Here is a 17288-nt window from a genome sequence, read left to right as displayed (position 1 = left end):
GGTGATAACTGTATCATTAATCCGGATTGCTTGCTTGATGGACGAGCTGGAAAAATTGTCATTCATAACAATGTGGATATTGCGCGCGGCACCTGGATTTTTACGCTTGAACACGACCCCCACTCAGACTACCACGACACCAAAAGTGGCGATGTTATCATTGAAGACCATGTTTGGGTTGCCTCGCGCGTAACGATTCTACCGGGTGTACGCATTGGGCGGGGGAGTGTTATCGCATCAGGAGCAGTAGTGACGAAAGACGTTCCACCCATGAGCATAGCCGGTGGTGTTCCGGCCAAAATCATTGGGAAGCGAGAATCGAAGCTTCTGTACCAGAATGACTTTTTCCCCTACCTCTACACCTGAAATTAATTATGAAACAAATAAAAATGTACGTATACCCTGATCGGTCATATAGTATAAAGCCTGATACGAACCCCTACATTAAAGATTTGGTAAAGGCTTTGGAAGAGACCGAGGTGAGCGTGGTACGTAGTAAAACCGCCTGGCTGGGTGTGATTGATATCTTTCGGTATGCACATCGTTTAGATGCTGTCGTTTTTAACTGGGTAGAAGAGGTTGCCAACCGCACTATGGGCCATGTACAGGCAATTGCGTTAATTTTTCTAATACCTTTTCTGAAACTGTCGGGCGTAAAAGTTATATGGACTATTCACAACAAAGTTAGTCACAGTCCCAAAAACCGACGAATAGCTGCCTATTTCCGGAAACTGTTAATGAAACAGGCAGATGTCAGAATTGCCCATACTGGAGATGTACAACTACCTGGTGCACGCAGCATCGTCTATTATCCACACCCATTCAAACAAAACGAATCAACTTTCCCTACATCAGCCGATTCTGAATATGATGTCTTGGTGTGGGGTTCCATACTTCCCTATAAAGGAATTAAGGAGTTTTTAGAAGCTGTTCATGCACGTGGGGACAATAACTTGCGCATACATATTCAGGGGAAATGCCCTGATTCAACGTATTATCAGGCTTTGATGAGTTTAGTTACAGATCGTATAACTATCTGTAATAAGTTTACCTCCGACGAAGAACTTAAGACATTGATGCATGCTTCTCGAACTGTTGTTTTTACGTATCAATCGCAGAGCGTATTAAGTTCGGGTGCATTGATTGAGTCAATCGCTAATTTCAAAACAGTTATCGGACCTGACTTTGGCAACTTTAAAGATTGCCGACAGGAAGGCATTGCGTATACCTTCTCCGATTTCAATGACCTGATCGATTCGGTGTATGCTATAAAAGAAGGTCGTTTGCCACTTATCGACCCTAACGATATTGAAAAATACATCCGTAGTTATTCGTGGCTGGACTATGCTTACTACTTAAGGCAACAAGTTGAAAATGAGAATGTTGACAACCTGTATCAAAGCCGCCAACAGTTAGGCCAATCTAATCAGTTAGCTTGAATAGTAATCTATATGCGAATCCTGAGCATTCATAACGAGTATTTGATAAAAGGCGGTGAAGGAGAATCACGGCGGGCAGAAGTAGCCATTTTGGAGAAGTACGGTAATTCGGTGGTTTCTTATGTCGAAAACAATACCAAAGTAGCTGCTTTATCAAATGTGTCGGTTGGGCTACGCACGTTATGGTCAAATGAAGCTTATAGCTATGTCCGGAAATTGTTGAAAGAGCAGAAGTTTGACGTTGTTCATGTACAAAATTTTTTTCCGTTAATATCCCCGTCAGTTTATTACGCGGCTCAGGCAGAAGGCGTTCCGGTGGTTCAATCCGTGCGAAATTATCGGTTCCTGTGTCCAAATAGTCTATTGTATCGTGACGGCCATGTCTGTGAGCTATGTTTGAAAAAAACAGCGAAGATTCCAGCCATTCAGCATAACTGCTATCGGGGTAATAAAGCAGCCAGTGCAACAGCCGCTTCTATGCTATGGCTGCACAATCAACTTCCAACCTGGAGTAAAATCGATAGGTTTATTAGCGTATCAGAATTTGTAAAAGCTAAAATGGTAGAAGGTGGTTTTCCGGCTAACAAAATCACTGTAAAGCCCAACTTTGTTTTTCCTGATCCTGGTTTGTCGGCTGGCAAAGAAAACTATATAGTATATGTAGGCCGGCTACAGGCAGAAAAGGGCATTTTATTATTGCTAAAAGCAATACCGAAGCTACCAACCTCCATTCGTGTGAAGATAATCGGCGAAGGTCCGCTTGTTCCCGAAGTGATGGCTTTAGCTGAAAACTATAATGTCGATTATTTGGGTAAGTTGCCACTGACCGATACCTATGAGGTTATCGGCAAAGCGCAGGCACTGGTAATTCCCTCGGTATGGTATGAGCCGTTTGGTCGGGTAGTTGTAGAAGCTTATGCAAAGGGGACTGCCGTGATCGGGTCTCGCATGGGGGGGATTCCCGAATTAATTGATGACGAAATAACTGGCTATATATTTGAAAATGATTCAGTTGAAGACTTGGTCGAGAAAATTCACCGTGTCCTGTCTAACAAAGATATGGCTATACAGATGGGACTTCGAGGACGGGCGAAATACTTAAACGAATTCACGCCTGAATCTAATTACGAACAATTAATGGCTATTTATAATGACGTTGTGCGGTAAGTAGGGCAATACCAAACGCTTAACGAACGAAGGCCGCATAAGCGGCCTTCGTTCGTTAAGCAAAATGTAAAGAGAGTAGTGACGTAGCGAGGGTTATCCTAATTCTGTAATCCGTTCAGAAAACCGTAGAAGGCAGGTTTCTTATTGTAATCTTTATCAAGAATGTTCGGCATGTCCACCTTGTTTTGCACCTTCACTAACCAGCTATCACCGTCGCTGAAATCCCACAAGGTGATGCCATACTGCAAGCGAGCCGGTACATTAGTCTTGTACAGAGACGCAACTGACTGGTATTTGGCCGCCTGACTGTTCTCCAATTGCTGAGTCATCACTAAGGGGGTAACATTTTGTGGGTTAACAGCGATATCTAATTCAGATACATGGATGAGCAGACCTGTAGAAGCTAACCGCTGGAAAGAGTTGCGGATGCCATTATTTGGGGTATTAACGGTGATGTGCATTTGAGTACCGATACCGTCGATCCGAACACCAGCCTTCCTGATGTTATTCACCAACCCAATTACTGCTTCTAATTTTGGCGTAGATGATTCTAAGTTAAAATCGTTGTAGAATAACAGAGCGTTTGGGTCAGCTTCGTTGGCCCATTGGAAGCAACGTTTAACAAACTCTAAGTAAGCGGCATCACTGGTATATAAATCCCGAAACGACGTTTTCCGAATAGCCCCTGAGCTGGTCTCAAAGACTTCATTGAATACATCCCAGCTTTTGATTTTGCCTTTGTGACGACCAACTACCGTTTGAATGTGGTTCTTAACAGCATTCTCGAAACCAGTCGTATTACCTTTGAATTGAGCAAACCATGAAGTAGCATCCATACGGTGGACTAAACAGTGGCCATGCAGCCGAATTGGTTTTTTTTCTGCTTCGCTAACCCAGTAATCCACCTCACCCAAGTTGAATTGCCCTTGCTTAGGCTGCGTGTTCATGTAAGCATGAACAGTTTTTGAATTAAACTGACTGTAGAAGAAGTTGTACGCCTTGGGACTCTTTTTAATGATGGATGAGTTAAAAGCAACTCCAACAGGAAATGTGGCAGAAGCCTTCAATGAGCGGCTGCTATCAAGAATAGCCGACGCTCTTATACCTGCTACACTCGTCTCCGCAGTGTCAACCGGCTTAACCTCTTCGGCAAATTGTGTACAACTTGTCAGATTGAACAAAACTGAAACAATGACTGCGAACATGGCAGCGATACGGATGATCTGTCCTTTGTAACAAACCGTTGTGGGGGTATTAGTTCTGATGTTTGCGGTAGAAGTTGCCATGTTTTTGATCGTTTTTGCGTTTTGCTTGATCAAAGTTGGCTTCTGAAAAGGGGGTAGGTCGGTTCTGTTCGATGAACTGCATGTTCTACCGGTTTTTCGGTAGAATTCAGGAGAAAACGGTTTCATGTAGAGACATAATATTTTGCACTTATGACAGTGCATAAAAATCATGTCACATGAAATATTTTAAACGGCAGATGATTGTTTACGGATGTTATCTTCTATAACTGGCTAAAAAGTGCCTATTATTGATATTTGTGCAGTAGGGAAGATATATAGAGATTGATTGCCTAAAATGCTATAAACATAACTTATTTGTATTTTTCTGATACGATACATTATTTGTTGAAAATAAGAAGGTTGTATTTTTACTCATAGTAATCCAATGAAAAAGCAGAACCAACCTGGTTAGTTCTGCTTAAAATATTTACATTTTGAGTAATATATGTTAACGAGCGCGTCGTTGAACGCCGACGTACCGGTTCAAAAAGAATGCGTATTTCGGTTATGAGAGAAAAGTTAACTAACTGAGTTGGAGGTTCTACGCAAGCTTGCCCGCAGAAAGTAGATTATGAACAGGGAGTTGGTAACGGCGTAGCGTTTAAATAAGCGCCGTGGTTCCTGAGAAAGCCGGAATAGCCATTCCAGGCCAACTTGCTGCATCCAAACGGGGGGACGTTTGATGTTACCAACAAAGTAATCGAAAGCGGCTCCTACAGCCATCATTACAGCATTGACCTTGCCTAAGTGCTGGGCCACCCAGATTTCCTGGCGAGGACAGCCGCGCCCGACCAATACGATATGCGCGTTTGCCGCATTGATTTTGCGAATGTCGTCGGCGTCTTCTTCCGGGGTAGCATCGCGAAAGCGATCTACGTGCATTCCACATACCACAACACCGGGATAGGTGTTGAGAATGTGTTGTTGCAACTTGTCGAGTGTTGGCTTGGTACTCCCATATAAATACACTCTTAAACGCTGTTCACCAGCCGCTTTCAATACATGCCGGGTTAGCTCAGGGCCATATACACGGTCTTTGAGAGCAGCATTGTTCAATGCATTTAATGCCCACTGAACAGGCTTCCCATCGGGAACCACCATATCAATTTGGGAGACATGACGCCTAACGACCTCGTTTCGATTGGATTCCATCAAACCATGCACTGCCAAAGCTGATACGCCAAAACTGCGGTTATCGACAGCATGGTTAATGATTATGTTTGTGGCAGATGCATAATCAACGCTTGCGTAGTTTACGCCGAACAGATTGGTTTTTGTGTAATTAGTCATTTTATATCCTGAAATAATGAAACTGCCGTATAAACGCCTGAAAAATTTAATAAAAATAACTATCGGTAACTAAATAGTAATCAGTTTATGTAAAATTCACATTACTATTAATCCAAAGCATGATTCAAACCGTTGAGCCAAAATAGCTTCTTATGTAAGATTGAATCAGATGTGGCGTGTGGTTGACGCGAAGGAGACGCAAAGGGTTGCGTCTCTACAATTGACCCATCCAGCGTAGAGACGCAACCCTTTGCGTCTCCTTTGCGTCAGCCACACTCCCCTTTGCGTCTCCTTCGCGTCAGCCACACGCCAGTGCAACGTCAAATTGGTATTATGTGACGCACGTAAAAATATGTAGTCAAAAAACAAAAGCCGCTCCCAACGTGTGGGGAACGGCTTTTAGTGAACTACTCTCTCTACATTTTACTTACTTTAAGTAAGCTTCTTGGTTGACGGTCTACACCTGTCAACGTTTAGTTTTCCATGTTTTGCGAAGGCTTAGCCAGCCGCCAACTGCGTTCGTTAATAATTGCCCCTGATCAAGGGCAAGGCTTGTACGCAGTTCGGAGCCGCCCAGCCAGTTGAGCGGCCATACTACGGATGCCAGACCCGAAAACTGCCCAATGGGTTGTTGGAAGCCAAGCCGGGGGGCACCGTGGTTCTGGCTGGCCGATAGCTTTATCTGCCACCGAACAAGTTGCCCGTTGCGGCTCTGACCGGCTGTTCCGGCTACTGCCAGATGATATAGTTGTACCTGATTATTGGCAATGGCCCAGATCCGCCTTTCTGGACCGTAGGGCAGATCGGCCCGGATGTCGGCCCGGCGCGATAAAAAAGGCGTACCAATTACATTACGGTCGTGCGCCCAGCCGTCGAGGTACTGAAAATTATTAAAGTAATCATCTTTGCCGTCGTAGCGCGAAACCCCAATCAGCGAACCACTCTGGCTCATCGTGTTCAGGTACTCCACCAATATATGGTCGATGCGAAAACCTGCGTCAGACTGTCGTTGCAGCCGGAGACCATACAGGCCGTCGGGCATATTCTGAAAGGCCACGCCCGATTTATCTTCAAACGGATGCTGGTAGTAGCCCATCGCCTGCCAGCGGCCCAGGTCGGCCTCTATACCGAAGTCGATACTGCCCAAATGGTTGCCGATGCGGTTAACCCGGTCGTGGTCGGTCAGGTTAGGCGAGTCGGGGGGGCCACCTTCGCGGGCGGTCAGCACATACAGGTAATCGCTGAACGAATCGGGCAGTTGCCAGTTGGTTGCTTTCAATGACGGCACGAAGGTCGACCGGCCACCCCACTGCGCGTTATGCAGCACGCCCCCCGTAAACCGAACCCGCCAACCGGGTTTGCCAAGGCGCACATACAACGCTTTCTGATGAAGATATGCCCCCTGAAGGGAGTCGGAGTTGGCAAACCAGCCGTGGGCAAAAAAGCCGTGAACCCATATCAGGTTACGCGTAAAACCCAACGGCGCAAAACCGTTGGTGCCAAACTGTACCTTAGTAATTGGCAGTGCATTGCCCGACCATGCGTAAAAGCCCGATGTGAGCGTAGAGTCGCCGAGGCCAATAATCTCCTTTCGGCGACCACCCCACAGGCTGAATCGCCCCAGATCGAGCGAAACATACGCCTGCGGCAGCACCACCCGCGACGCACGACCTGCCTGCCCAACAACTTCCACGCCATACGAAAGTTGTCGCGACCGATATGGGCTAAATTTATACGTATGATTTGCGCTTACGATGGCTATCCCCGCCGGACTGTTGGCCGGAATAATGCCAAACTGATTGGCCCGCAACCAAAAAGGCGTTCGCGGACCTGTAGCACCTAAGCCAGCTACCTCAGCCGAATACACCGCCGAATGCCGGGTACGGTCGACCGTAGTGTCGGTCTGCGACCAAACCTTATTGCTGATAATCAGGAAGAAACTGAGCAGAAAGAGTAGAATCTTCATACGTTGAATGCGTCGAGACATCCAGAACTAACAGTAAAGCGAATGCTTCATTGGTCAAATGATGGCGAAATATAGACATTATATTTTTGTAATACTGAAATTAGTAACAAAAAATATCTTTATCCTCGGTCGGCGTGCAACCAATCTCTACCGCAAACAAGGTTTACAGGTATTTGTAAAAATTGGGATATACACTTTTTTTGTTACCTTTATCGTGTTACCCTAAATTAAACTCTCATTGAGAAGGCTTTGTCGTTTCAATTGACTATAATACGGAGAAGTAAACAACGAGTTCATAGTTGTAATATCACCAGAACGATGCATATCGCTGCCAAAAAAGTCGACCCAATTATGGCGAAGAAACATGTTAGCCTGCGTTTGCACCCGTTCACCATAGCGCCGGGTCAGCGACCCCCAGTTGAGCTGAAACAGGCAACCATTCGCCCGAAGCTGAGCCAGAGCGGGCAGGGCATTATAATAGTACAGATACCGCTCGGGGTGAGCCAACACGGGTTTGTACCCACGCGCCTGCATCCGAAACAGTATATCGTCAAGTTGCCGGGGGGCAGCCGCCCAGCCAAGCTCAAACAGCAGATACCGTTCGCGCCCGAATGTCAGCAGATCACCGGCATTGAGCAGTTCAATGAAAAACTCATCGAGCAAATATTCAGCCGCTACTTCAATGGTAAGGCCAAGTTCGTGTTCATCGGCCAGATTTTGCAGCAACTGTTGCCCGCCCCGCAGCACAAACGATTCATTGGGGTGCCAGTCGCGGCTAACATGGGGGGTAGTAATCACTTTTCTGATTCCCCATTGGCTCAATTGAGTCAAACAGGCCACAGCCTGTTCTGTAGTACTGACGCCATCATCGACACCCGGCAGAAGGTGCGAATGAATGTCGACCCGCCAGAAGCAAGGGTCCTTGATGTCAGATTTGGCGGGTACGAAAGCTTCCCGAATGGTTTGCCAAATATGCATGATTAGTTACCGAGAGCAATCAATCAGAATCATCGAGTCGCCGGTTAGTCAAATATAATGCTAATTTTTGGGAATACTACCGAAAAATTAACAAATGAAGGTATTCAATCGGCCAAAAGAGATAAATAAATTAGTATCATGACTATTTTCGTAACGGGCGCGGCTGGCTTTATTGGTTCTCACCTGACTGAGCGGTTACTGACGGCGGGCCACTCGGTTGTCGCTTTGGATAACCTCGACGGGCAATATAGTCCTGCCGATAAACGACTGAATATCGAGCCATTCTGGAGCAACACCCGATTTCACTTTGTAGAGGGCGATATTCGCGATCAGTCTTTGGTGGCCGATCTACTTCGGCGGTATCGCTGTCAGGTAGTTGTTCACCTTGCGGCCCGAACAGGCGTGCGGGCATCTGTTTATGAACCGGCAGTTTGTCTTGACGTAAACGTTAGCGGAACGCTTTCCGTACTCGAGGCCATGCGTAGTGCGCAGGTAAGCCGATTGGTAATGGCTTCGTCATCATCTGTTTACGGAAACTCGCCCCACCTTCCGTTTCGGGAAGACGATGCGGTTGCCCAGCCACTGTCGCCGTATGCCATGTCGAAGCGTTCGGCAGAACTATTAGCACACACCTATCATCATTTATATGGGTTCGATGTGGCCTGTCTGCGATTTTTTACTGTATATGGTCCTCGTCAGCGACCCGAAATGGCTATCACCCGATTCACCCGGCAACTGCTCGACGGAGAGCCGATCACGTTGTATGGTTCCGGAAACACCGCCCGAAACTATACCCACGTACACGATACGGTATCGGGCATTGTTCAGGCAATTCAGTATATAAAAGGCTTCAACATCGTAAACATAGCCGGGCCATCATCGACCAGTCTACACGAATTGGTTCAATTATTGGAACGGGCGACTGGCTTACCGGCCCGCATCGACTGGCAACCCGAGCAACCCGGCGATGTATATTGCACACAGGCTGATTTACGACGTGCTGCCGATCAACTTCATTATAAACCGTCTATTCTGCTCAAAGACGGCCTACGCGATTTTGTAGCCTGGTATCAACAGATACACGGCACTGTCATGGTATGATAATGAGCAGAGTAAATTAAATACTCATGCGAACGTTGTATACTAATTTATTATTAAACAAATTTTTTGTGACCCTGGATTGATTAAAATGTCTTAATAGTAGCAAAGAAGGAGATTGTACATACATGAAAAATCGCCTTTTTGAGTATTATTACTCAGTTTGCTATTATTCTTATGAGTAATCCGTCATAAGTGAAAGAAATTTTCGTCGCCATGAACCAGTACATTGCAACCCATCACAACGGAAAAAACACATCTTTTTTTCCGGTATCTACAGTAGATGACGCCCGTGAACAACTCATTTACCTGTTGAATACGCGGCAAATCGGGTTGAATGATGCCCTGTCAATTGTCGAAACGGTTAGTGATCAGTTGGTTTATTACAAGGCGAAAAATAATACGGTGAACAGTATTGAGGCTAACAAAATAGTGTATAAGCCGATTCTGGAGCAAATAGGCCAGTACTTAAAAAATAGGTTGGCTATGCTATTGGGCACGAAGTAGACTGTAAATCCACTACGTGTTTGCATAATAGAGTCAGTTATAGGGCTCGTGGACTAAAAGAATTATCGCTGGAAATTTTTCTTACGGATGGGTCAATAAACTTGCTATAGTACAATTTTGTCTGCGATCCGTTTTGTAACTTTTAGGAGACTTTCATTCCTACTGAGTAGTCTGACACCAAAATATATGACAATTCAAATTATTTTTTTTGTAGTTGTGTATTAGAATTTTTGAATTTTCTATTTGGTGGTATATTTACACGACTTGGTCCAGTAGCAACCTATCGGGTCGTAAGAGAATGAGAGTAAATTTGCTTAGCAGCATAGTATTGGAAAAAGGGTGGGAAGCTATCCGCGATTATGAGGGACATACGATTTTCCGGTGCCCTTCTGTCTTAAAACCATCCTATTTAATTATCCCTAATCAGGATATTGACGAGGTGCCTTTCGGTACGCTCAACACGGCTGCCCGGCAGGCGCACCGCTGGAAAGAAACCGATCATTGGTCGGCTTCCTTTGGTAAACGAAAGTCGTTGCCCATGATCCTGGAAAGACAGGACGCTACGTTTTGGGGACGAATCGAAATACCCGGTCTGCTCGCGATCTCGCAGGGGTGCGGCCCCGATTGCGTAGCCGACCGGCTGCGATCAGTCTGGCTGGAGTTTGCTGCTAACGATGCGCCTGAGGTCTGCGCTACGCTTCAGAAAATTCCGTTCGTGTCCGTATATGATACATCGGCGTTGTGGGAAGTCTTCCGGCAACTCAAAACCAGCTATTTAGCTCATCAGTCAGGTATTGACCCTGACCTTATCGGGCAGTTTATGACGGGCTCCACGCATCCGTGCGACGAGTTGGCTAAACGCTTGGAAACGTCGATTCACGAGCTGGGTCGTCAGCTTATGCAGGTTTCTATCCGGTGAGCGTCGGCAGATGCCCGGTAGACGCGTCGAACTTTATAGGGCTTTCGGGCCTGTGATTCATAGTAGGTTCGTATCTGAAGTTCGGCTATAACGCCAAATCCCAGAAACTGTAACCCGCCTATCGTCAGCAAAAGCCCCACAGGCAGCAGCACGGTAGGCGGGTCGCTCTGTATCAGGCTTTGAACAGCCAGCCAGCTCAACGTAGTCAGGCCCATAAACAGGCTGATTACACCCACCTTGCCGAACAGATGCATGGGCTTGTGTCGGTATTTTTTCCAGAATACTAAAAAAACCAGATCGCTTATAACCCGGAAGGTGCGGTCCAAACCGTATTTCGATTGACCAATTTGGCGGGGCCGGTGATGAACCGGTAATTGATCCATGCGGGCACCTTCAAATTGGGCCAGTAGCAGTACAAACCGGTGCAGTTCGCCGTAGATGCCTAACTGTTTGGCAAGATCGGCCCGGAAAACTTTTAGCCCGCAACCGAGGTCGCGCAATTGTAGTCCGGTTGCCCGCCGAATCAAGGCGTTAGCTATCCGGCTCGGTACTTTGCGAAGCCAGAACCCATCCTGCCGATTGGCCCGCAGGCCAGCCACCACGTCGAGGTCGTGCAGTTCGCAGTGAGCCAGCAGGTGAGGTATGTCGGCAGGGTCGTTTTGCTGATCGCCGTCGAGCGTTGCAATAAACTGCCCGCGTGCCGCTTCGATACCAGCCGCTAAAGCCGCACTTTGGCCGTAGTTGGTTTGCAGATCCAGAATAATCAATTGCGGAAGCGCGATAGCTCTCAATTCAGTCAGGGTAGCATCAGTCGACCCGTCGTTTACATAAATCAACTCGTAATCGACGCCTTGCATAGCCCGGCTAATCTGGTCAACGAGCGGAGCAACGTTACCCGCTTCGTTGTATACGCAGACAACAACCGAAAGAAAAGGAGAAACGGAGTGTACAGACATAGGCTACGAATTAATCAAACTGAACGATAAAAGCCGGGTGCCGGTCGAACAGAACGACCTCCCCGATTCGGCGGTACTGCTCACCCTTAAGACTTACGGAATCGGCGATGTAATAGGCTCCGGGAAGTTTGCGGTCGGTTTTGCGAAGAATGTCGCCCCGCACTGCCGATATATGAAACGAACTGACATCGGTGGCGTTATCGTTGCCAACGGTTGTGTGATAACCAAACAAGGGCCGACCAATTGTTTGACGAGCCGCCTGCTCGGCAGATTCCTTGTAAAACTGCCGCTTAACGGCCCGACCGGGTAATACGAACCAGTTGAAACCCAGCCGAATCACAATCATAACGGCAATCAACAGCCCCAGCCGATTGGCCGACGGTTGGGCCAGCCGCCAGGCCAGCACAATCAACAGCCCTGAAACGACTGCCGTTTTCCAGACAACGCCGGGCAGTACGCGCGTGGCGGGGTAAAAAACCGATGTCCAGCAGCCAATAGCTACTATAACGGTCAGCCCCAGCCATATTCGCTCGACCCACCACCGGGGCCGGTCGGCAGGGCGGCTGTGTTCGTAGTACAGATAAGCCAGTACAGTGAATAACAACGGCATAAGGCCGATCAGGTAGCGGGCGTAAACCTGGGGTGACGTCCAGTAAATCAGTACATTCAGGCAAAACGCCAGCGTATTGAACGCAATGAATGGGTGAGCCTGGAGCAGATTCAGACTATTTCGCCGAAATAGCAGAACAACCAGCAGTAAATACGGCGCAAAATGGTAGACCAGCTCAAACGGGAAAGTTAGTATGTGAAGCAAAGCGGCTCCTATGCCAAAAGCAAGCCCGGTTCGTTTGGCACTTTCATTGAACAGCACACCCGCAACGTCGCGTAATGGAATGGCATTCTGACTGAAGTACAGCCAGTAATAACAGCCGGTTATCAACACAAACAGCAGGATGCCGACCACATGAGCCGGATGCAGCAATTGCCGATACTGGCGGGTATAAACAAACCAGCCTACAAGCGTCAGTCCCTGAAAAGCCAGCGGGGGGAGTCCTTTTAGCAAAAAACCGATTGCCGTAAGCGCGTAGGTCGTTAGGTATAGCAGCCAGTATCGTCGTTGCTGTCCAAAATGGAAAACCAGCAGCATGGCCGTATACGTAACCCACGAAAACGTAATCTCGATCAGCCCCAGCAGCGAGTCGAACAGGAGTACCCGCCCGTTGGTCAGTGTCATCAGCGCGGCTGCAAAGGCAACGGTCGCGTTTGTATAACGGCGCACGAAACCAAATACCGTAAGCCCCAGTAACAATAGCGACACCACCATCGGAAACCGCAGCGCAAACGATGAGTAGTTGCCGAATAATTTATACGAACCAATAATAATCCAGTTATAGAGTGGTGGCTTGTTGAAATAGCGGTCGCCGTTGAGCGTAGGCGTGATATAATCGCCCGATAGGATCATTTCCAGCGACACCAATGCCCGCCGGGCCTCATCACCCGTATCCAAAGGCATGAAGCCGAGGTGCGAAAACAGCACAATCAGCAAACCGATACTTAACGCTATTGACCACGTCGGCTCAAATTGTGTTGTCGATAAAGGAGTCGTGCGTTTAGTAGAAGAGATCAAGTTCTTGCCAGTAAAGATTCGTAATGGCAAAATAAACTATAATAGATTTATTAAAATAGAAAGACCGTAAATTGAATCTACTGAAAAGGTGAATTCTGCACGACTTAGTCTCTAACTACATCGTACTATTATACGATCTCTGACCGCAGCGTTTGCATGAAGCCACGGCGGTATGATTGATAAAGCCGTAGTTTTGAGAGATGGTTTTTATCAACTTTATATCGATGCGTCTGCTGTTCGCACTACTACTGTTTTCACCAACTTTATACGCCCAATCGTACGACCCAAATCGGCTCTATACGCCCCAGCAACTGCGCGAAGATTTTCAGGTGTTGCACATGGCTCTGGAGCAATTGCACCCCGGTCTCTATCGCTACACGCCCCGCGATAGTATGGACGTAGCGTATCGGCAGACGCTCAGCCAGCTAACCAAACCCATGACCGATGCCGCTTTTGGGCTGGTAGTGCGGCCTTACCTCGGCTTAGTGCGCTGTGTGCATACGAGTCTGAATGCCTCCGCCGACCGGTCGCGGTACGTAAGACGAAATAAATTCGCGCCGTTTCCGCTGTCGCTTATTCACGATCAGGGGCGGCTTTACGTGGCCCCTGCCCCGAAAGACCAGCCAACCATTAAGGCATTCGATGAATTGGTAGCCGTAAACGGGAAATCGGTATCGACCTTACTACGACAGTTTGAGAGCCAGAACTGGGCAGATGGCTACATCACGGCAGCCCGACGGTCGCTCACGGCAACGCGGTTTGGGACGTGGTATCAGGCTGCTTTTGGGTATAGCGACTCGCTAACTGTTCTGGTAGCCGACAGCAGTGGGCAACTCCGCACCGAAACGTTGCGCTTTAGTCGAAAATCCGTCAAAAAAGACCAGAAAAAAGCCGAAGCCGATACGGCCCGGAAACAGCAGCAAACGCTACGGTCGGCACCCCTGCTCAAGAAAAAAGAGTTATCGCTAACCTTAGTCGATGACGATTCGACCGCCCCGACGAATCAGTTAGCGGTATTGCGCATCGACGGGTTTGAGAATGAGGCTATGCGCCGACAATTTCGACGGGTGTTCCGGTTGTTGCGGGAGCGCAACGTGAAACGCTTAGTGATCGACGTGCGGGGCAATTTTGGCGGTAGTGCCATCACCTGCCGCGATTTGCTCCGCTACGTAGCCGACCGACCGTTCCGATTCTGGGACTCAACCGTAGCCAAACGACGCGACAAAGGCAATCTGCCCGCACAGGTGCGGTACGGGGGGCTGTTTCCGTGGCTCGATCTAAAGCTGAGGGTAAAACGCGATGCCAACGGCCTGTTGCAGCAGACCTACTACCGGCGTGAGGTAAAACCCTACACACGTCGTCGGTTTACGGGACCGGTGTTTGTGCTGACAAACAGCCTGTCGTTTTCGGCGGCTGCCATTTTTCCGGCTTTAGCCAGGTCGCTCAACTCGCAGGTAACAATCGTGGGCCGCGAAACGGGTGGGGGCGAAGTAAGCTGCAATGCGGGCCACAGTTTCCGGGTCGAATTGCCGAATACAAAGTACCAACTTATGGTGCCCTACTATCATATCCGCTGGAATAGTCAGCAACCCGACCGGGGCCTGGGCGTTCAGCCCGACGTACCTGTAGCGGTCGGTCCTGCTACGTGGCGCAGTGGCCGGGATGCCGACCTAGATCGGGTAAAGGCGTTGGTGCGAACGCGATCTGTTCAGTAGTATAGCTGTGTTGTTTAGATTATAATTGCCTAGTGACTAACGTTGAACTAATTTTGTGCATAACTCCTTCCATTAAAAACGTAAGTTCAGATGACACGCTACGTGAAAGTTGACCCGAAAAGCACATTAGCTGATTTCATCCGGGAGCGGGTTGCCGAAAAGAACGAAGTTCGTCAGGCCCTGACGACCGGAAACCGCGATATTTTGTCTCAAAAAGGAATTCGTCTTGTTAATCCCTTACGCCCTTCAGGAAAACGCTGACGGGTCCATCAGCTTTACTACATGCCACGCCGTTCGATATACCACCGAATTCCGTGATGCATCCCACCACTTTGACGATGAGTTTGTAAAAAATGCCGGAGTTGCCGAATTTAGCTTTGGTCCCGATGAAGGTTACACGCCTGGCCCTTATGATCCGCGTGTTGAACTGACATTGATATATCTGGCCCAAACCTACTTTGTGAACAGTGGTGATTTACTTTTATACGTCTGTGAAAGTTTAGATGGACGCCATAAGGCCCGGCATCGGGTATTCGCGCGATGGTTTAATCAATACGCGAGCGGGCAGTATGATAAGATAGATTTTGAGCTTACGGATGCCGAAACCAGTATGCTCGTTTCAGTGGTGTTACCTACGCGACATCCATACCGCTTACACTATCAAAATGTACTTGAAGAAACCTTCGATTTTTATACGGGTTTGAAGTAATATTCTTAAAAATGATTTAACCGTGGGTCAGGAAAAACAAACCTATTTCCCACCCGTAACGCTGTTGTAATACGTCTGTAGGCTCTTGAGTTTGGAATAACCGCCGACCAGTACCGTCTTGGCGGCTGTATCGATTTCAGGCCACGACAATGTTGTTTGCGGTTTAACCCGAAAAAGGGTCTGGTACAGATAGTTGACCTGAACGGGCAGAATTCGGTTCGGCAGGCTGCTGCCAAACTCACCCACGTAGCCGACGATGGAAGAAAGCGGCACTTTCCAGTTTATGTTCCGGGACGAAAGCTTCTCGAACTGATCGGAATTATTGACCAACAGTGGGGGTATCAATTCGGCAGAATGGCTCAACATTCGCAGCAAACCGCCCAGCATCAGCACGACTTCAGCCAGCAGCACGGCATGGCGCATTCCCAGCCGGTCGATGGTGTAGGCAGCACCCGCACACGTAGCGATGCCCACCAGCATAAAACAACTTCCGAAGCGTAGGTCGCCAATAAAGAGCGACTGAACGAGCATAACGGCTAAGACGAGAAACGGAATGCTCCAGTGCCAGCTCTGGAAAATGACGAACCACAGCATAGCTTCAATCAGTATGGTGGCATGAGTGATTTTTGTGACCCAGGTCGTGTGTAATAGCGCGTAGCCAATCGACTGGAAATCCAGATCAACGTTGGTTTTCGGCTTGAATACGGCGTGTAAGGGCAGAATACGGCCCACAATTCGGTCGGGCAATACGTTACAGATTACGTACAACACCGCGGTTGCTGTGATGGTAAATAGCCAAAGTTGATTGATAATGCCTTCGTAACTCGCTAACCAGTTCAAAAACGCCATGACGCTACGTGTCTAATCAGTGTGCGGTGAATACGTGTTTCAATGATAGGGCTGTGTTCGTTGAGTCGGGCAGTTTTTCGTGTGCGTCGGGGCCGCCTTTGTTGAAGAAATCGATAATATGCTCGAATTGATGAGTCAGGTAGCCCGGCATTACGGCATTCATCAGGAAGGCGGGGAAGAGGCCACCCTGGTTTTCGCGGTCGATCAGAACAAGCTGACTCGTGCCGTCGGTGTTGGCCTCGAACAAATGCCCGCCCCACCAGTCAATTCGCTCAAAACCCGCAGGCACTGGCAGCTCGTCTAAAACAATAGATCGAAAGCTCGTCTGCAACGTATTCTTATCGACTCGTCTCGACCACTGAATATACAGCAGGTCACGCTTAGCGATAAATGGAATGTTTGGATTGAATTGCTGGTAAATGATTTGGGCGTTTTCACTTAAGTGTTTCACTAAAAAGCCCCCTGTATACTCGGCTGTCCAATACTGATGGTAATCAACCATCTTATTGGCGAACACGTCATGTACGGAGTCATACGGAGCGGCTACGTTTGGGATTCGCCAGCGGAACAAGTCGTTTTTATCGTCGGCAAAGGCTTGTTGCCAGATGGTAATGCCGTTTTTCTGGCTGCGTTTCCGCCAACCGGCATCCGATGTCATCAGGCTTAGATCGGTTTCCGACCATTTTTCATGCTGCGATTCCCAATCGGCAAGGGTAATCATCGTTATCAGATGGTATGGAGGTACAAGTGTTTCTCAAATGTATGTAAATGTTTTATAAATC

General features: G+C 48.0%; 17 protein-coding genes. 9 read left to right on the top strand and 8 right to left on the bottom strand.

Translation table 11 applies throughout. The annotated features are described in order from the left end of the window. Nucleotides 1-72: 72 nt before the first annotated feature. From AWR27_RS25850 to AWR27_RS20150, 3 genes are read left to right on the top strand one after another with little or no spacing between them, the layout of a single operon-like run. A complete protein-coding gene (locus AWR27_RS25850; protein WP_232325882.1) occupies nt 73-366 on the top strand; it encodes an acyltransferase in 294 nt (97 codons plus the stop codon). 8 nt (nt 367-374) lie between these two features. Next, nucleotides 375-1439, top strand: a complete 1065-nt coding sequence (locus AWR27_RS20155) for a glycosyltransferase family protein (RefSeq protein WP_077132856.1) — start codon at nt 375-377, stop codon at nt 1437-1439. A gap of 12 nt (nt 1440-1451) precedes the next feature. Then, nucleotides 1452-2606 carry a glycosyltransferase family 4 protein gene (locus AWR27_RS20150; RefSeq protein WP_077132855.1) on the top strand — a complete coding sequence of 385 codons (1155 nt, stop codon included), beginning with the start codon at nt 1452-1454 and terminating at the stop codon, nt 2604-2606. A gap of 98 nt (nt 2607-2704) precedes the next feature. Here AWR27_RS20150 and AWR27_RS20145 read toward each other — a convergent pair whose 3' ends face one another. The 4 genes from AWR27_RS20145 to AWR27_RS20130 form a co-directional block, all read right to left on the bottom strand. After that, nucleotides 2705-3892: an endo-1,4-beta-xylanase gene (locus tag AWR27_RS20145; protein ID WP_232325881.1), complete on the bottom strand. Its 1188-nt coding sequence runs from the start codon at nt 3890-3892 to the stop codon at nt 2705-2707. Between the two features lie 519 nt (nt 3893-4411). Beyond that, nucleotides 4412-5182, bottom strand: coding sequence for a WecB/TagA/CpsF family glycosyltransferase (locus tag AWR27_RS20140; protein WP_077132853.1), 771 nt, complete (start codon nt 5180-5182; stop codon nt 4412-4414). 466 nt (nt 5183-5648) lie between these two features. Further along, entirely contained in the window at nt 5649-7148 is a 1500-nt protein-coding gene (locus tag AWR27_RS20135; protein WP_077132852.1) for a capsule assembly Wzi family protein, read from the bottom strand. 222 nt (nt 7149-7370) lie between these two features. Further along, entirely contained in the window at nt 7371-8126 is a 756-nt protein-coding gene (locus AWR27_RS20130; protein WP_077132851.1) for a tyrosine-protein phosphatase, read from the bottom strand. Between the two features lie 138 nt (nt 8127-8264). Here AWR27_RS20130 and AWR27_RS20125 point away from each other — a divergent pair, with 138 nt between their 5' ends. The 3 genes from AWR27_RS20125 to AWR27_RS20115 all read left to right on the top strand — a co-directional run bounded on the left by AWR27_RS20125 (nt 8265) and on the right by AWR27_RS20115 (nt 10650). Beyond that, on the top strand, nt 8265-9227 hold the full coding sequence (locus AWR27_RS20125) for an SDR family NAD(P)-dependent oxidoreductase (RefSeq protein ID WP_077132850.1): 963 nt from the start codon (nt 8265-8267) through the stop codon (nt 9225-9227). A gap of 213 nt (nt 9228-9440) precedes the next feature. Further along, nucleotides 9441-9731: a hypothetical protein gene (locus AWR27_RS20120; protein WP_157579279.1), complete on the top strand. Its 291-nt coding sequence runs from the start codon at nt 9441-9443 to the stop codon at nt 9729-9731. 298 nt (nt 9732-10029) lie between these two features. After that, complete coding sequence (locus AWR27_RS20115) at nt 10030-10650, top strand: type II toxin-antitoxin system HicA family toxin (RefSeq protein ID WP_077132848.1); 621 nt, start codon at nt 10030-10032, stop codon at nt 10648-10650. On the opposite strand, the gene AWR27_RS20110 is transcribed toward AWR27_RS20115, so the two are convergent. Then, the gene (locus AWR27_RS20110; RefSeq protein WP_077132847.1) at nt 10623-11606 is read right to left on the bottom strand and encodes a glycosyltransferase; all 984 of its coding nucleotides are present in this window, start codon (nt 11604-11606) and stop codon (nt 10623-10625) included. The two genes, AWR27_RS20115 and AWR27_RS20110, sit on opposite strands and share 28 nt — an antisense overlap. A gap of 10 nt (nt 11607-11616) precedes the next feature. After that, nucleotides 11617-13233 carry an ArnT family glycosyltransferase gene (locus AWR27_RS20105; protein ID WP_077134104.1) on the bottom strand — a complete coding sequence of 539 codons (1617 nt, stop codon included), beginning with the start codon at nt 13231-13233 and terminating at the stop codon, nt 11617-11619. 224 nt (nt 13234-13457) lie between these two features. Between AWR27_RS20105 and AWR27_RS20100 the strand changes: the two genes are divergently transcribed. The 3 genes from AWR27_RS20100 to AWR27_RS20095 all read left to right on the top strand — a co-directional run bounded on the left by AWR27_RS20100 (nt 13458) and on the right by AWR27_RS20095 (nt 15657). Continuing rightward, complete coding sequence (locus AWR27_RS20100; protein WP_198045041.1) at nt 13458-14948, top strand: S41 family peptidase; 1491 nt, start codon at nt 13458-13460, stop codon at nt 14946-14948. Nucleotides 14949-15038: 90 nt separating this feature from the next. Continuing rightward, nucleotides 15039-15209 (top strand): hypothetical protein, encoded by a 171-nt coding sequence (locus AWR27_RS25580; RefSeq protein WP_198045040.1) that lies wholly within the window; start codon nt 15039-15041, stop codon nt 15207-15209. After that, entirely contained in the window at nt 15175-15657 is a 483-nt protein-coding gene (locus tag AWR27_RS20095) for a DUF6169 family protein (RefSeq protein WP_077132845.1), read from the top strand. The genes AWR27_RS25580 and AWR27_RS20095 overlap by 35 nt, the downstream gene beginning before the upstream one ends. A 42-nt stretch (nt 15658-15699) precedes the next feature. On the opposite strand, the gene AWR27_RS20090 is transcribed toward AWR27_RS20095, so the two are convergent. Continuing rightward, nucleotides 15700-16506: a hypothetical protein gene (locus tag AWR27_RS20090; protein ID WP_077132844.1), complete on the bottom strand. Its 807-nt coding sequence runs from the start codon at nt 16504-16506 to the stop codon at nt 15700-15702. 16 nt (nt 16507-16522) lie between these two features. Next, nucleotides 16523-17227: an SRPBCC family protein gene (locus AWR27_RS20085; RefSeq protein WP_077132843.1), complete on the bottom strand. Its 705-nt coding sequence runs from the start codon at nt 17225-17227 to the stop codon at nt 16523-16525. Nucleotides 17228-17288 lie beyond the last annotated feature (61 nt).

The organism is Spirosoma montaniterrae, assembly GCF_001988955.1.
Classification (GTDB): domain Bacteria; phylum Bacteroidota; class Bacteroidia; order Cytophagales; family Spirosomataceae; genus Spirosoma; species Spirosoma montaniterrae.
The sequence above is the reverse complement of the archived record's forward strand: the minus strand, read 5'-3'. Positions and strand labels throughout refer to the sequence as shown.

What these genes read in the sequence shown, in the direction of transcription:
- AWR27_RS20155 (WP_077132856.1), top strand. Translation starts at nt 375, where the DNA reads ATGAAACAAATAAAAATGTACGTATACCCTGATCGGTCATATAGTATA.
- AWR27_RS20150 (WP_077132855.1), top strand. Translation starts at nt 1,452, where the DNA reads ATGCGAATCCTGAGCATTCATAACGAGTATTTGATAAAAGGCGGTGAA.
- AWR27_RS20145 (WP_232325881.1), bottom strand. Translation starts at nt 3,892, where the DNA reads ATGGCAACTTCTACCGCAAACATCAGAACTAATACCCCCACAACGGTT.
- AWR27_RS20140 (WP_077132853.1), bottom strand. Translation starts at nt 5,182, where the DNA reads ATGACTAATTACACAAAAACCAATCTGTTCGGCGTAAACTACGCAAGC.
- AWR27_RS20135 (WP_077132852.1), bottom strand. Translation starts at nt 7,148, where the DNA reads ATGAAGATTCTACTCTTTCTGCTCAGTTTCTTCCTGATTATCAGCAAT.
- AWR27_RS20130 (WP_077132851.1), bottom strand. Translation starts at nt 8,126, where the DNA reads ATGCATATTTGGCAAACCATTCGGGAAGCTTTCGTACCCGCCAAATCT.
- AWR27_RS20125 (WP_077132850.1), top strand. Translation starts at nt 8,265, where the DNA reads ATGACTATTTTCGTAACGGGCGCGGCTGGCTTTATTGGTTCTCACCTG.
- AWR27_RS20120 (WP_157579279.1), top strand. Translation starts at nt 9,441, where the DNA reads ATGAACCAGTACATTGCAACCCATCACAACGGAAAAAACACATCTTTT.
- AWR27_RS20115 (WP_077132848.1), top strand. Translation starts at nt 10,030, where the DNA reads ATGAGAGTAAATTTGCTTAGCAGCATAGTATTGGAAAAAGGGTGGGAA.
- AWR27_RS20110 (WP_077132847.1), bottom strand. Translation starts at nt 11,606, where the DNA reads ATGTCTGTACACTCCGTTTCTCCTTTTCTTTCGGTTGTTGTCTGCGTA.
- AWR27_RS20100 (WP_198045041.1), top strand. Translation starts at nt 13,458, where the DNA reads ATGCGTCTGCTGTTCGCACTACTACTGTTTTCACCAACTTTATACGCC.
- AWR27_RS25580 (WP_198045040.1), top strand. Translation starts at nt 15,039, where the DNA reads ATGACACGCTACGTGAAAGTTGACCCGAAAAGCACATTAGCTGATTTC.
- AWR27_RS20090 (WP_077132844.1), bottom strand. Translation starts at nt 16,506, where the DNA reads ATGGCGTTTTTGAACTGGTTAGCGAGTTACGAAGGCATTATCAATCAA.
- AWR27_RS20085 (WP_077132843.1), bottom strand. Translation starts at nt 17,227, where the DNA reads ATGATTACCCTTGCCGATTGGGAATCGCAGCATGAAAAATGGTCGGAA.